This is a genomic window from Raoultella sp. T31 (assembly GCF_002806725.1).
In the GTDB taxonomy this organism is placed as follows: domain Bacteria; phylum Pseudomonadota; class Gammaproteobacteria; order Enterobacterales; family Enterobacteriaceae; genus Klebsiella; species Klebsiella electrica.
The window spans coordinates 1-13,297 of sequence record NZ_PIBO01000036.1 but is presented as its reverse complement, the minus strand read 5'-3'; the positions used below and the strand labels follow the sequence as shown (position 1 = coordinate 13,297).

14 protein-coding genes are annotated in these 13,297 nt (G+C 60.0%); 4 read left to right on the top strand and 10 right to left on the bottom strand.

Annotation, left to right across the window (positions count from 1 at the left end; translation table 11 throughout):
* Position 1 precedes the first annotated feature (1 nt).
* The 8 genes from CWM52_RS20095 to CWM52_RS20060 form a co-directional block, all read right to left on the bottom strand.
* The gene (locus CWM52_RS20095) at positions 2–760 is read right to left on the bottom strand and encodes a CbtA family protein (protein WP_100685701.1); all 759 of its coding nucleotides are present in this window, start codon (positions 758–760) and stop codon (positions 2–4) included.
* Between the two features lie 10 nt (positions 761–770).
* A complete protein-coding gene (locus CWM52_RS20090; RefSeq protein ID WP_100685700.1) occupies positions 771–980 on the bottom strand; it encodes a CbtB domain-containing protein in 210 nt (69 codons plus the stop codon).
* Positions 977–1,444 carry a nitrile hydratase accessory protein gene (locus tag CWM52_RS20085; protein WP_100685699.1) on the bottom strand — a complete coding sequence of 156 codons (468 nt, stop codon included), beginning with the start codon at positions 1,442–1,444 and terminating at the stop codon, positions 977–979. Before CWM52_RS20085 ends, CWM52_RS20090 begins: the two co-directional genes overlap by 4 nt.
* Entirely contained in the window at positions 1,441–2,094 is a 654-nt protein-coding gene (gene nthB, locus CWM52_RS20080; protein WP_100685698.1) for a nitrile hydratase subunit beta, read from the bottom strand. The genes CWM52_RS20085 and nthB overlap by 4 nt, the downstream gene beginning before the upstream one ends.
* Before the next feature lie 15 nt (positions 2,095–2,109).
* Positions 2,110–2,718 carry a nitrile hydratase subunit alpha gene (nthA, locus tag CWM52_RS20075; protein ID WP_100685697.1) on the bottom strand — a complete coding sequence of 203 codons (609 nt, stop codon included), beginning with the start codon at positions 2,716–2,718 and terminating at the stop codon, positions 2,110–2,112.
* 24 nt (positions 2,719–2,742) lie between these two features.
* Positions 2,743–4,257, bottom strand: a complete 1,515-nt coding sequence (locus CWM52_RS20070; protein WP_100685696.1) for an amidase — start codon at positions 4,255–4,257, stop codon at positions 2,743–2,745.
* Between the two features lie 136 nt (positions 4,258–4,393).
* Complete coding sequence (locus tag CWM52_RS20065) at positions 4,394–4,876, bottom strand: group I truncated hemoglobin (RefSeq protein WP_100685695.1); 483 nt, start codon at positions 4,874–4,876, stop codon at positions 4,394–4,396.
* 60 nt (positions 4,877–4,936) lie between these two features.
* A complete protein-coding gene (locus CWM52_RS20060; protein WP_100685694.1) occupies positions 4,937–5,830 on the bottom strand; it encodes a transporter in 894 nt (297 codons plus the stop codon).
* A gap of 413 nt (positions 5,831–6,243) precedes the next feature.
* On the opposite strand from CWM52_RS20060, the gene CWM52_RS20055 reads away from it, so the two are divergent.
* Positions 6,244–7,206, top strand: coding sequence for a helix-turn-helix domain-containing protein (locus CWM52_RS20055; RefSeq protein ID WP_100685693.1), 963 nt, complete (start codon positions 6,244–6,246; stop codon positions 7,204–7,206).
* A gap of 227 nt (positions 7,207–7,433) precedes the next feature.
* Here CWM52_RS20055 and CWM52_RS20050 read toward each other — a convergent pair whose 3' ends face one another.
* Both CWM52_RS20050 and CWM52_RS20045 read right to left on the bottom strand, forming a co-directional pair.
* On the bottom strand, positions 7,434–8,828 hold the full coding sequence (locus CWM52_RS20050) for an APC family permease (RefSeq protein ID WP_100685692.1): 1,395 nt from the start codon (positions 8,826–8,828) through the stop codon (positions 7,434–7,436).
* 204 nt (positions 8,829–9,032) lie between these two features.
* Positions 9,033–9,866: an AraC family transcriptional regulator gene (locus tag CWM52_RS20045; protein ID WP_100685691.1), complete on the bottom strand. Its 834-nt coding sequence runs from the start codon at positions 9,864–9,866 to the stop codon at positions 9,033–9,035.
* Positions 9,867–10,012: 146 nt separating this feature from the next.
* Here CWM52_RS20045 and CWM52_RS20040 point away from each other — a divergent pair, with 146 nt between their 5' ends.
* Genes CWM52_RS20040 through CWM52_RS20030 form a run of 3 tightly spaced genes read left to right on the top strand, consistent with a single transcriptional unit; the run spans position 10,013 to position 12,952 of the window.
* Positions 10,013–11,152: a tyramine oxidase subunit B gene (locus CWM52_RS20040; protein ID WP_100685690.1), complete on the top strand. Its 1,140-nt coding sequence runs from the start codon at positions 10,013–10,015 to the stop codon at positions 11,150–11,152.
* Between the two features lie 53 nt (positions 11,153–11,205).
* Positions 11,206–11,628 carry a RidA family protein gene (locus tag CWM52_RS20035; protein WP_100685689.1) on the top strand — a complete coding sequence of 141 codons (423 nt, stop codon included), beginning with the start codon at positions 11,206–11,208 and terminating at the stop codon, positions 11,626–11,628.
* Positions 11,629–11,659: 31 nt separating this feature from the next.
* Positions 11,660–12,952: an NAD(P)/FAD-dependent oxidoreductase gene (locus CWM52_RS20030; RefSeq protein WP_100685688.1), complete on the top strand. Its 1,293-nt coding sequence runs from the start codon at positions 11,660–11,662 to the stop codon at positions 12,950–12,952.
* The last annotated feature ends 345 nt before the right edge of the window (positions 12,953–13,297 follow it).

Here is a 13,297-nt window from a genome sequence, read left to right as displayed (position 1 = left end):
CTCAACCGTGCCAGAAGGCAGGGCGCTGTCCGTGCGCCGCCGGGTCACGTTCGGCTAATGCGCCGAACGCCACTCCGATAATGCCCCATAGCACCAGATGCGTACCGAAGGCGCTCATTCGAAAACGCCAGAGCAGATCGGCCGGGAAGTGGTCGGGCACTTCGTTCACCGTTGGCATCAGGGCGCAGACCGCCAGCAGAAGCATTACGCCGAACAGCGTCGCCCACATCATCGCATTTCCATTGCCAAGGCGCGGGCTAAGTCGGTGCGCAACCCACGCGGCCGAAGCGACGATGCCGACGGAAAGCAGCATCATGATGAAGTACAGCCCGGTGCGGTAGCCGATGGTCTCCGGATTGCCGACGGCCGGCGGATTGGGCGGGTATTTCAGCCCCGGTATCAGGCTCAACGCCAGAAAACCGCCCAACGCCAGACATAGCGCCAGCGCGCGCGGACTGGACGGTCCGACGCGCTGATAGCTGAAGGCCCACGTCAGCGCCAGACCGCCGCCCAGCGCGGCGCCAAACAGCGCCATGCCAGCCAGCAGACCAACCCCGGACTGAGTTTGACGGCTAAAGACCTCTTCTTCTTCCCCGCCGTCCGCCGACCCGCTGTGTTGGTGCGCATGAGCAGCCAGACTTTCTTCAATCCCGATAGCGCGATCGACCTGCGGCTCGCCGAAATGGTGCGCAAAGGCAAACGCCACCAGGCCTGCCAGAATGCCGGCTATCATCCCCTTGAATAATAGTTTCCCAATCATTTCCGCCTCCTCAGTGGCAGGGAAAACCCAGCAGATGGCGCGCGTCGTGGAAGAATTCATGCACCTGCGTGCCGGAAAACATCGACGTCGCGCCTTGTTCCGCACCGACGAAATAGATTGCCAGCAGCGCCAGCAGGGTGGTGAACAGCGCCCAGGGCAACAGTGCTGCGACCGGTATCGGAGCGGCCAGGGTGTTGGTGGTCAGGGTGATATCGCTCATGATGTGACTCCGTTGTTGATTGTGCTGATGGAAGATTGTGCCGGGCTAACCGTCACCGGCACACCCAGTGGCAGTGGGTGGTGGTTATGCGCAGGCGGGCAGCTGGCGTTGGTCAGCAGGATCGGCTGGCCATGAGGCGTGTTGATATATGCCTGCCGCCATTCCTGAGTCCGCCGGGCAATGTCATCCGATGCGGTCAGGTTGAGGGCGGTGATCATGCTCTCCATCGCCGTCGCCCACTGGCGATAATAGGCGTCGTTCACGCTTTCGCCGGGCTGCGCCGGGGCGGCCTTGATAGCTTCGCTGAATGTCCGCACCCATTCCGCCCACGGGAACAGCCCCGCCCGGTGCAGATGGACGATCAGGGAGAAAGCTTTCGCTTGCCAGGGCTTATCGAACACCGGCCCTTCCTCGTCGCGGGGTAGCCCGACGGCGGCGTAATCATGCAGTGTCGCAGTGCTCATGCTTCCTCCAGATAGTCGTCCCACAGATCGATGTAAACGTTGTCCGGGCGCGGTTCCCCCCACAGTTCCAGCGCGGTAAAGCTCACGCTGTAGACGTGCTGGGGATGTTCGCCCAGACCGTGCGCCGCGGTGTCCGGCGTGATGAACACGCCGTGATCGGTCGCAATACGGCCGATTTTGCCGCGCACGTAGCGCGGCAGGCGGGTGTGAGTGGTGGGGTTGACATTTTTCGCCCGCACCAGGTCTCCTGCCTTAAAGCGGGGGGCGACATCGTGACTGACGCGCGCGGATCCACCGGTACTGACAACCATCGCTACCTTGTCCTGCGTCAGCACGGGCGTGCCCGCTGCGCAGGGAGTCGCTGTTGCGCCGCCCCAGAGTTCGTCGACGGTGATCACCCCTTTTTCCAGCAGCAGCGTTTCGAATGCATGCAGCCAGTGTTCGTAGTAGCTCGCCTCCAGGTAGTGGGCCGGATCCATACGTTCAATGGCGTGGCGGAATTCATCCACGTTGAAATGACCGCCGACGAACAGCGAGGCGAACAGCGGAAATACCCGGCGCTCCCACTCATGATGAAAATACGGCTCGTTTTCCTCGTTGAGGATCGGGCCGAGGCCATGCATACCGCCCAGATCATGTATCCCGTTCATGGTTTTCTCCCCTTGTTATGGCGCGGCGACCACGCCGGTGCCGATCATAGAATCGCGGGTGACCAGCTCGACCAGCTGCGCTTCGCTCCAGCCGTCTGTGCCCGCCGGGCGTTCTGGCAGGACCAGATAGCGCAGTTCGGCGCTGCTGTCCCAGACGCGCACCTCTTTACTTTCGGGAATGTTTAATCCGAATTCGGCCAGAACGCCGCGCGGGTCGATAACGATGCGCGAGCGATAGGGCGCCGACTTGTACCACACCGGCGGCAGGCCCAGCACCGGCCAGGGGTAGCAGGAACATAATGTACAGACGGTCACGTTGTGTACGTCCGGTGTGTTCTCCACCACCAGCATGTCTTCACCCTGCACCCCGGAAAAACCCAGCTCGGCGATAGCGGCCGTGGCATCTTCCAGCAGACGGCGTTTATATTCCGGGTCATGCCACGCTTTGGCGACCACCTGCGCGCCGTTACGGGGGCCGACTTTATGCTCGTAAGTGTCGATCAGCTCATCCAGTGCCGCCGGGTCGATTAGTCCTTTCTCCAGTAGCAGGGATTCCAGCGCCCGGACACGTAATTCGATGTCCGCCGGTGGTTCGGTATGGTCGTGGTCGTGTTTATGGCTCATTTTATGGTTCCCGATAGTTAAGGGTTAAAACATCCGCCAGTCGCCTGAGGCTTCTAAAGCGGCGGCAGCCTGATAGATGGTGCTTTCGGCGTAGTGGCGGCCCACCAGCATCATGCCCACCGGTAGTCCATCAACCAGTCCACAGGGGATGGACATCGCCGGGTGGCCGGTGATGTCCTGCGGCGCGGTATTGCCGATCATCTCGAAGGCGCGGGAGATATACTCGGTGATGGAGCAACCCGGCTCCGGCAATGGCTGAGCGACGATGGGCACCGTAGGCATCACCAGCAGGTCGAAATCCGCCAGCGCCCGGTCATAGCCCGCACGCGCGCGACGCGCGATATTCTGCGCCCTGGCGTAGTAGCGGCCGTGGTAGCGTTCCAGTCCGTACTGGCCGACGAACATACATATCTTGAGCGATGGGGAAAGCGCGTCGGCGTCGTCGCGCCACCGGGCGTGTTTGTCCAGCAGCGCCACGTCATACTGGCCTTCCCAGTTAAAACCCATGCCGTTGCCGTGCATCATCTGGGCGGTGAGCCCTTCGCAGCCGATGGGGGACCAGAGGGCGCCCGCCAGATTGTGCTCCGGCACGGAAATCTCGCCGACGAGAGCCCCCAGCTCCTGCAAACGAGCGACGGCGCCGCGCACCTTCTCCGCCACCTGCGTATCCATGTTCGGCAGCTGGAAGCCTTCGGTCAGAATGCCGATCTTCAGGTTGCGCACGCCCTTGTCCAGCGCAGCGGTGTAAGCCTCTACGGTGGGGGCATACTGGCGTGGGTCGAGCCCGTCGCCGCCGGCGATAGCTTCCAGCATCAGAGCGTTGTCGCGCACGTTGGCGGTAATCGGGCCCGCATGGTCGAGGGTCGCTTCGATCGGCATGATGCCTGTGTAGGGCACCAGGCCGTGGGTCGGCTTCATGCCATAGGTGCCGCAAAAGGCCGAAGGAATACGGATAGACCCCCCCTGATCGCAGCCTATAGCCATGTCCACCGCGCGCGCCGCCACCAGCGCGGCGCTACCGGAGGAAGAACCACCGGCAGAGTAGCCGTGACGCAGCGGGTTGTGCACGGGGGCGGGGTCGGAGGTGTGGCTGCCGCCGGACAGGCAGAAGTGTTCGCAGGTGGCCTTGCCGAGAATGGTCGCTCCGGCATCCAGCAGCCGGGTGGCGACGGTGGCGTCGTAGGCGGGCACGAAGCCTTCCAGCGTCGAGGCTCCGTTCATCATCGGCACTCCGGCCAGCGCGATGTTGTCCTTAAGCGCCACGGTGCGGCCAGCCAGCTTGCCGGTCGCGGCACCTTGCACTTCGCTCTTGTAATACCAGGCATTGAGCGGATTTTCTTCGCCGTCAGGGCGATAAGCGGCGGCGCGTGGGTAGCGCTCCGCGGGGATCTCGTCGGGCAGGGCGTCGATGAGATCGTAGGCGTCGAAGTTGGCCTGCATCAGCGCCAGATATTCTTCGGCCTGTGCGGGCGTCAGTCGCATATGCAGCCGACTGGCGAGTTCTTGCAGTTGTTCGATGGTCGGACGTTCAATAGCCATGGGTTTCCCTTTATATGGTGTGTGTCAATGCAACCTGTCTTCAACATAAGCCCGAAACGTCATCACTACATGGCTGTGCGGGTCAGTCACCTGGCTGAAATGGACACCCGCCGGTTGCGCAGGTGTCCCTCCTGGATTAAGACGGTTTATCTGCTTTCGGCCAGTGGATACCGACGCTTTCCATCCCCCTGGTCACGTCCATGTCAGGGTGCGCGAGCACCACATCCCGGTACGAGGGGCTGCCGATGACGGCGGGTTTGAATTGGGTCAGGAAGGCGGTGACCTCTTCCCGAATATCCTGCGCCACGTTGAAGTTCTCGTAGCATTCGTCGATAGACTCGAATACCGCTTTCCAGTGCACTTCGGTCAGCCCCATGCCGCGGTGCGCGGTGACCATATCTCGTCCCCGGTAGACGGTGTTGCCGCCCCAGTGTTTGCAGAGAAAGTCGACGAAATTGATGTGTTCTTTCTGGAATGACGATTCGGACACGTGCGCCCAGATATGGCCGATATCGGGATGTTTCATGCAGGTCTTCAACACTTCGCCAGCGAAGGCGTAAACGGCGTCATAACCACCGAGACGTTCATAGAGGGTGGGTTTTTGCTGCTGATCGGTCATGATGGATTTCTCCGTTGCGGGTGAGTTGTGGGTCTAGGGATGTCTCTGTGTCGATTCGCATCAGAACAGTTTCATCACGCGCAGAGTGGTGTGCAGATCTTCTTTAAAGCCACCGTCGACGTTGAGGTCGCGCTGGAGCAGGCCCTGCACCTGCACCGTGGGGGTGACGAATTTCGATAATTCCAGCCGCGCCTGATCGACGCGCGTCGCCTGTCCGTTCCCGACGTCGTCGAGCCGCTGCTTGCCGCCCCAGTATTGGGAATAACCGACAGCGAGGGTCCAGCTCTTGTCAGCGGGTGGCGTCCAGCTTAGCCAGCCCTGAAATTGATAAGTGTTGTCTTGTTTGAGGCGGCCGGTGCCGATACCCGTGGCATCGTCGTTGACGCCATACCACATCACGTCGGTGGACAGCTGGGTGGCGAAACCGTTACCGAGTTGCTGTACGCCGCCAAGCTGCAGGTCGAACTTCCAGCGGTTTTCACCGACGTTAAGCGTGCGTCCGGCGTCGTAGGCGCCGGCGGGGAGGTACAGGTAAGGCACAATGGCGAAGGTGGTGTCGGGGTTGTTCACCAGCCAGACCGGAGCGGCAAGAATAGGGTCGCCCAGGCCGCTGGCTGAATCAAGCCGGACGCCGTTCAGTGAGCCGTTGTAGAGACGTCCGTAGGGCAGCAGCACCTGCGGCGCGACCATAAAGCCGCCGATGTCCATGTAGTGGACGTAACGAAAGATGCTGACGAAGGAGTCGAGCCCGGTATCTCGCTTAAGTTCGCCGCCCCCGGTGGGGGTGAAGCTGTCTCGGGTGGCGTAGCTGAAATACCCCAGAACGGCATCGGTGCCGGCGGGAGCAGGAATGAGGTCCTGCGAGTTGAGATCGACCGCATGAGCCGGGCCGGTAACCAGCCAGAGTGCGCAGGCGCTCAGGCTGATGCGAAACGTAGCGTTGCTGAAAGTCATAACGTTCCCCCCTCTTATCTGATGTCATGTTATGTCCGGAGCACGGTGCGGCCGGAAGACCTTACGCTTACTGATACTAGGGAGAAATTTGCCGCGTACTTGCTTGAGAAGGTCAGTCGTTTGGCTGGCAGGGACAACCGCTCGCGGGCTGAAAACGCCCGGCGCATGATGGTCCGCCATAGTGCAGGCGTCGCACGCTGAGGGGGCGGTATCTCACCTCGTCGCGCCCCCATTCGTCACCCGACGCGACGGCGAAGAAGGGGGGGGCACAGGTTTAAGTGATATTTTTCAGTAATTTAGATATTGTCTGTGTGAGGGGGAGGAGGGGCGTATTCGCCCGTTGGCACGATAGTTGCTGCCTGCGAAAACGTTTCTGTCGTTGATACGGGATCCCCGGCGCGAGGTAAGTCACTATGAAGAGCATGCAGTCTGCGGGCAGCCTCCACTATTCGACCGTTGGTGTTGCCGAGTCGCGCCGCTTCGAGTACTGGAACGACGTGGTGTTACGTCACTGTATTCCGGCCGCCAGCGCGCCTCTGGCAGGGGGCGATTTCGATGCCCGGCTTGCGGTACGCGGAGTCGGTATGGTGGATATCTGTTCGCTGTCCGCGCCGCTGCACTGCTGGGATCGCACGGCCCGTTATCTGCGGCAGGGCCCCGACGACGATCTGTGGTTGGGCTACATGCAGGGTGGCTACGGTCAGCTTGAGCAGGGTGGACGCAAAGCGACGCTGGCAGCAGACAGTCTGGTGCTTTACGACGCGGCGCAGACTTTCCGTTTTAGTCTTGGCGGGCACGATAACCATCTGGTACGGATCCCCCGGCACCTGCTGAGCGGTCGTTTGCCTGGGCTGGAAAGTCTCACCGCGGTGGCGCTCGACGATCGCCGCCCCGGCGTGATTCCGCTGCGCGAAATGCTGCGTCAGGCGGCGGCAATGCCCGGCTGTCTGGACAACCCGGATATTTCCGGCCGCTTCTCCCAGACGCTGCTGGATCTGCTGGTGCTGAGTCTGGAGTTGCAGGATCTGGATAACGTGAGCGCTGAGAGCGATCTGTACGCCCGCATGATGAATTACATTCGCCGGCAACTTGTCGATCCTGATTTGAATATCGAGAGTCTGGCACGGGCGCACTACGTCTCCGTCCGCACCGTGACGCGCGCTTTCGCCCGGCACAAAAAAACGCCGATGGCCGTGATCTGGCAGGAAAGGCTGCGGGCGAGTCGCGAGGCCATCGAGCGCGGGAGGGTGAATAGCGTCTCCCAGGCGGCGCTGGATTTCGGCTTCTCCGACTTCTCCCATTTTAGCCATGCCTTCCGTAAAGCCTTCGGCGTCTCGCCCAGCACCCTGTTGCACCGGGATCGGCACGGTTTGTGAGGCTGGACGGTCTCGCGGCGGGCAAGCCGCTACGCATGCATTTATTGCATGCTTTAGTCGGGCTTATCAAACCAGGAATTTCATCACCGACTGCGCGGTTTCACGTTTGGTCTGAGATATTCCCCGTGAGGTATGTGCCGACACGCGTAAATAACAAAACCACCGGTTAAGGTGGCTTTTGCAATAAGGCTCGGGGAGATTGAGCGGCGCAGTTTAACATTTTCCCGCTACGCGGTTTTTACCGCCGACTTGCGTTTCGCCGACATGATATATCCCGCGCAAGCGCAGCAGGCAATAAACCAGGGAATAAAGCGTATCAGCGGCGAGTCGCTGCCGCTTATCAGCTGCAGGTTATTAATCACCAGAATAATCGCCATCAGCATGCAGGCGATGGACATCAGCGGTGACCACAGCACCCGCCAGCGGCTGTTGTTATGCCCGGGCAGACGGCGGAAGAACATCACCACCGCCGCAGAGACCCCGACCTGAAGCATCAGGATTGACAGCGTGGCAATGGCCGAGCCAAAGGCGAAGATATGCACCATGGGATCCATATTGCTGCCGCCCATTCCCGCCAGTAGTAGCAACAGTAACACGCTGTGCAGATGGCTGGCCTTGTGCGGCGTACCGTTGGTGGGGTGCGTGGCCGACAGCTCCTTCCAGATCAACCCGTCGCGGCTGATGCTGTAGATATAGCGCGAGATATTATTGTGAAACGCCAGCGTGGCGGCAAACAGGCTGGTGATCAGCAGCACCGACATGGTATCTACCGCCCATTGACCTACGTACTCACGTGTGATGGTGAAGACAAAGTTGCCGGGATCTTTACTGGCGATTTCCGCTATCTGATCAAAGCCGTAGACCTGCACGAACGACCAGCTGGTAAAGCAGAAGAATGCGGTGATGATTATCAGTGCACAGAGGGTAGCGCGGGGGATTGTTTTTTGCGGATCGCGACACTCTTCGGCGTAGATGGCGGTGGATTCAAAACCGATAAAGGCGGCCACGGAGAACACCAGCGCAATACCCAGATTGCCGTGCATAAACACCGACGGTTCAAATGAGCTGAAGGTGAGCGGACCGCTCTTTTTCAGCAGGATCATCACGTCGGTCAGCAGGACGATGCCGACCTCTGCCAGCATCAGCACGCCCAGCAGCTTGCCGCCGATCTCTACGCGTTTGATGCCCAACATCCAGGCGGTCAGGGTAAACAGCATGCTCAGCACCCACCACGGAATATTGAGTGCCAGGTGCTGTTGTAGAAACTGTTCGCTGAAGAAACCCAGCATGGCCATTATTGCCGTCTGTATTGAGACGTAGGCGACCAGCGCCAGTACCGATGCGGCCGCGCCCGCGTTGTTACCCAGCCCTTTTGATATATACGTATAGAAGGCTCCGGCATCGGTGACATAGCGGCTCATGGTGAGGTAGCCCACCGAGAAGAGCATCAGGATCAGACAGGCGACAATATAGATAACCGGAATGCCGCCGCCATTGCCGGTAAAAATGGCCACCGGTAGCCCGCCCACCACCCCAGTAAGGGGGGACGCTGCGGCGACCACAAAGAAGACCAGGGAGGTGAGTCCCAACGTATTTTTTCGTAAACCGGTAGAGTTGCTCATCGCCAGCGCCCTTATTGGATAGTGAAGCCAGACTCAGCAAATCTTTTTCCTGCTGAGTGGTCAGGTAACTATCGGGCATCATTGACCAACGCTGGCGGCAGAGATAGAAAAAATCGGACAACCCCAAAGTGCAACAGATGCACTATTTTAGTGCTACTTGCATTCAACATGGTGCTTACCTAATTTTAACATCCATGCTGATACTCAATGGTAGCGTAGCCGTTCATCCCACGCCTCGCCGAGGGCCCGGCGCTGAAATTCCAGCGGGGTGGCGCTGACCAGTTTCTTAAATTCCCGCAGGAAGTGCGACTGATCGCTGAAGCCCAGATCCAGCGCCAGAGTGGTAAATGAATGCCTGCCCGGTTTATACAGGGTATTCAGCGCTGTCTGGCAGCGCATAATACGGCCGAATATCTTTGGCGACATGCCGGTATCCTGGCGGAACTGGCGTTGAATGGTGCGGCATGTATAGCCGGTCAGCGTCTCCAGCTGTTCAATGCGGATATTGCCTTTCAGCTGTTGAATGGTGTGAATAATGCAGGTGGTCACACTCGACGTGCGGCGCGCCAGACGCGGGGTAAAGTAACGATCGAACAGCGTGACCTGCTGGGAGAACTGCGCGCTGCGCAGGATTTGCTCACAGGCGCGCCGCGCCCCCGGCACTACTTCAGTGAAGTCGTATTCGCGGTTGGTCAGCTCCTCCGCCATCAGGTCCAGAAAGTCGGGCATGATGCCCGGCGCAAAGCGTACGCCGAAGTAACGATGGCCGTTGATCAGCTCTACGCTGTGCGCCTCCAGCGGCGTGCCGCACACTCGCGCCGTTGGCCGCGCGGTATCACAGTCGAAAACAATATCCACGCAGCCGTCCGGGATAGCCATGGTGACATCCGCCGCCGACGACACATCAAAAGTGTAGAAATGCGATATCGCCGGATTGGCGGAAGCCATGATCGAGTAGTGCTGCGCTGCGCTCAGGACAAACCAGGGTTGTTCAGGATAGATAGCATCGGCATAGCCAGAAATAAGAGCGTGTGACACAGGCTGTCCTCGTAGTCATGAAGATAACGCCTGGCTAATGCAATCCGGATGCCATGCTGAATTTCCCATGTCGCAAATATTCAATACAGCCTCCACGGGGAAAGGTATTGATAGAGTCATTCACTCAACCGCAAAGGCTGACCGCAATGACTAACCAGACAAAGATTGACTTCATCTACCTCTCCGAGCAGGACATGATCAGGGCCGGGGTGACCGATATGCCCGCTTGCGTGGACACGATGGAAGAGATGTTCGGCCTGCTGTATCGGGGGGATTACCGAATGGCGGGCGCCAATAATGACTCCCATGGCGCGATGGTGACCTTCCCGGAACATTCGCCGTTCCCGACCATGCCAAAACCGACTGCCGACCGTCGCATGATGGCGATGCCCGCCTACCTGGGCGGCAGTTTCGGCACCGCCGGGGTGAAGTGGTATGGCTCGAATATCGCCAACCGCCAGAAGGGCCTGCCGCGTTCGATCCTGATGTTTACCCTCAATGACGTCGACACTGGCGCGCCGCTGGCGCACATGTCCGCCAACCTGCTTTCGGCCTACCGCACCGGCGCGATTCCGGGGGTGGGCGCACGCCATCTGGCGCGTAAAGACTCGCGGGTGATTGGCCTGATGGGGCCGGGGGTGATGGGTAAAACCGTGGTGGCGGCGTTTATTGCCGTCTGTCCGCTGATTGACACTATCAAGATCAAGGGACGCGGGCAGGCAAGCCTCGATGGCTTTATTACCTGGCTGACCGCGACCTACCCGCAGGTCACCACGATTGAGATTGTCGACACCCTCGAAGAGGTGGTGCGCGGTGCCGATATCGTTACCTACTGCAGTTCCGGCGAGGTGGGCGATCCGGCGACTTACCCGCTGGTTAAGCGTGAGTGGGTCAAGCCCGGCGCCTTCCTCGCCATGCCGACGCTGTGCGCTATCGATGAAGGGATGGAGCGGCCTGATGTGCGCAAGGTGCTCGATAATACCGGCCTGTATGAGGCCTGGTACACCGAAGTGCCCAAGCCTGCCCACAACCACATACCGCTGATCGGCGTGCGCTTTATGGACATGCTGGCCGCCGGGCAACTGAGCGCGGACCAGCTGGAAGATATTGGCAAAATCGTCGCTGGCGATGCGCCGGGCCGCCAGAACGAGGAAGAGATCATCATTATGTCGGTCGGCGGCATGCCGGTTGAGGATGTGGCGTGGGGCACGGTGGTTTACCGCAATGCGCTGGCGCAGGGGATCGGCGTGAAGCTGAACCTCTGGGACACCCCGGAACTCAGCTGATGCCAGGCTGAACGCGAAGATACGTTAACGATTTCATCAAAACAGAGAGCGCTATGAGCAACATTACTAAAGTTAAAACCGGTTCGATTTATGAAGAGAAGGGCAGCTACTCGCGCATTGTGGCGGTAGATAACTGGATTTTCGTTTCCAACACCGCCGGGCGTCATCCGCAGACCAAAGTGATCCCGACCGATATTGCCGAACAGACCCTCCAGGTGTTTGCCAATATCGAACAAGCGCTGGCGGCGGTAGATGCCACGCTGGCCGATGTAGTGAGTTCTCGGGTGTTTATTCAGGATCCGGCCGATGTGCCGGCGGTGATGACCATTGTGGGCGAGAAGTTTCGCGGTATTGACCCGGCCGCTACCGTGACCTGCCCGCCGCTCGGTTCCACGGTATATAAAGTTGAGCTGGAGGTCACCGCCTATCGCGGGGCGTCAACAGCCAGCGTACAGACCATTAACCTCGCGCTTTGATTTTGTTATTCACTCTATAAAGGTACAGACTATGGCCCCGACAATCACTCCGGTTACGACATCCGGTGCATTTCCCTCCGCCACCACGGTGGTGATTATTGGCGGGGGCATTGTTGGTCTGACGGCGGCGCTAACGCTCTCTGAACGGCAGATCCCCGTGGTGGTGCTGGAAAAGGGGCGCATCGCCGGGGAGCAGTCATCGCGTAATCTGGGCTGGGTGCGTAAAACCAGCCGCCTGGCGGAAGATATCCCGCTGGCGCTGGCATCGGACCGGCTGTGGGCGGGAATGGCCGCGCGCACCGGCAGGGATGTCGGCTACCGCCAGACGGGGATCATGTTTAACGCTCGCAGCGAGGCGCAGATGGCGATGTACGAGGGTTGGCTGCAATCCGTTCGTCATCTGCAACTTGATTCGCGTCTGTTAAGTCGCGAGGAAATAGCCCGCCACGTGCCAGGCGGCAGCGAGAAGTGGGCCGGGGGGATTTTTACCCCTTCGGACGGCCGGGCGGAACCGACGCTGGCCTCAAGCGCAATAGCCCACGCGGCGATGGAACGGGGGGCCGTTATCGTGGAGAACTGCGCGGTGCGCACGTTGAGTACCGCGGCGGGCCGGGTCAGCGGCGTGATCACCGAACGCGGCGAGATCCGCTGTGAACAGGTGCTGCTGGCCGGGGGGATATGGTCGCGGCGCTTTCTCGGTAATCTCGGGATAGCGCTGCCAACTCTGCCGCTGATCTGTTCGGTGTTGCGCACGAAACCGTTGGCCGGGCCGACGGAGATTGCGGTGGGGGCGCCGGACTTCTCGTTCCGGCGACATATCGACGGCGGCTATATCGTGACTCAGCGTGGGGCGCTAGATGCCTCGCTGACGCTGGACCACCTGCTACTGGGGATGCGCTATCTGCCCCAGCTACGTACACAGCGCGATTTTTTACGTATCAAGCTGGGGCGGCCGTTTTTCAGCGATCTGGCGTTGGCCCGTCGCTGGGGGGCTGGCGACAAATCGCCGTTTGAGCGGGTGCGCACCCTTGATCCATCGGCCAATCCGGCGCTGAATCAGGAGGCGCTAAACAACCTGAAAGCGGCCTGGCCGGTATTTGCCGGTGCAGAAATCGCTGAGGCCTGGGCGGGCACCATCGACGTCACGCCGGACTCTAACCCGGTGATTGGTCCGCTGGCAAAAATGCCCGGTCTGACTTTGGCGACGGGCTTTTCCGGCCACGGTTTTGGCACTTCACCGGCTGCCGGACAGCTGGCGGCGGATCTGGTGTGCGGCGGTGAGCCGATTATTGACCCGCATCCCTATCGCTTTGAGCGTTTTTGAGGCGGGGCAGCCCGCTCACTGCGTTTGCGGTCTGTCCAACTGGCTACGCCAGTTGTCGACCCCCGGTCGGGGGTTCTCATCCCCCCCCGATGGAGAATATAAAAGAAAAGAGCCCGTACTTGCGTACAGGCTCTCATCTCGAATATGGCGGTGAGGGGGGGATTGACTCGCTTCGCTCGCCCCTGCGGGGCAGCCCGCTCACTGCGTTTGCGGTCTGTCCAACTGGCTGCGCCAGTTGTCGACCCCCGGTCGGGGATTCTCATCCCCCCGATGGAGAATATAAAAGAAAAGAGCCCGTACTTGCGTACAGGCTCTCATCTCGAATATGGCGGTGAGGGGGGGATT

Coding starts and splice junctions, on each gene's coding strand:
- CWM52_RS20095 (WP_100685701.1), bottom strand. CDS start 760: ATGATTGGGAAACTATTATTCAAGGGGATGATAGCCGGCATTCTGGCA.
- CWM52_RS20090 (WP_100685700.1), bottom strand. CDS start 980: ATGAGCGATATCACCCTGACCACCAACACCCTGGCCGCTCCGATACCG.
- CWM52_RS20085 (WP_100685699.1), bottom strand. CDS start 1,444: ATGAGCACTGCGACACTGCATGATTACGCCGCCGTCGGGCTACCCCGC.
- nthB (WP_100685698.1), bottom strand. CDS start 2,094: ATGAACGGGATACATGATCTGGGCGGTATGCATGGCCTCGGCCCGATC.
- nthA (WP_100685697.1), bottom strand. CDS start 2,718: ATGAGCCATAAACACGACCACGACCATACCGAACCACCGGCGGACATC.
- CWM52_RS20070 (WP_100685696.1), bottom strand. CDS start 4,257: ATGGCTATTGAACGTCCGACCATCGAACAACTGCAAGAACTCGCCAGT.
- CWM52_RS20065 (WP_100685695.1), bottom strand. CDS start 4,876: ATGACCGATCAGCAGCAAAAACCCACCCTCTATGAACGTCTCGGTGGT.
- CWM52_RS20060 (WP_100685694.1), bottom strand. CDS start 5,830: ATGACTTTCAGCAACGCTACGTTTCGCATCAGCCTGAGCGCCTGCGCA.
- CWM52_RS20055 (WP_100685693.1), top strand. CDS start 6,244: ATGAAGAGCATGCAGTCTGCGGGCAGCCTCCACTATTCGACCGTTGGT.
- CWM52_RS20050 (WP_100685692.1), bottom strand. CDS start 8,828: ATGAGCAACTCTACCGGTTTACGAAAAAATACGTTGGGACTCACCTCC.
- CWM52_RS20040 (WP_100685690.1), top strand. CDS start 10,013: ATGACTAACCAGACAAAGATTGACTTCATCTACCTCTCCGAGCAGGAC.
- CWM52_RS20035 (WP_100685689.1), top strand. CDS start 11,206: ATGAGCAACATTACTAAAGTTAAAACCGGTTCGATTTATGAAGAGAAG.
- CWM52_RS20030 (WP_100685688.1), top strand. CDS start 11,660: ATGGCCCCGACAATCACTCCGGTTACGACATCCGGTGCATTTCCCTCC.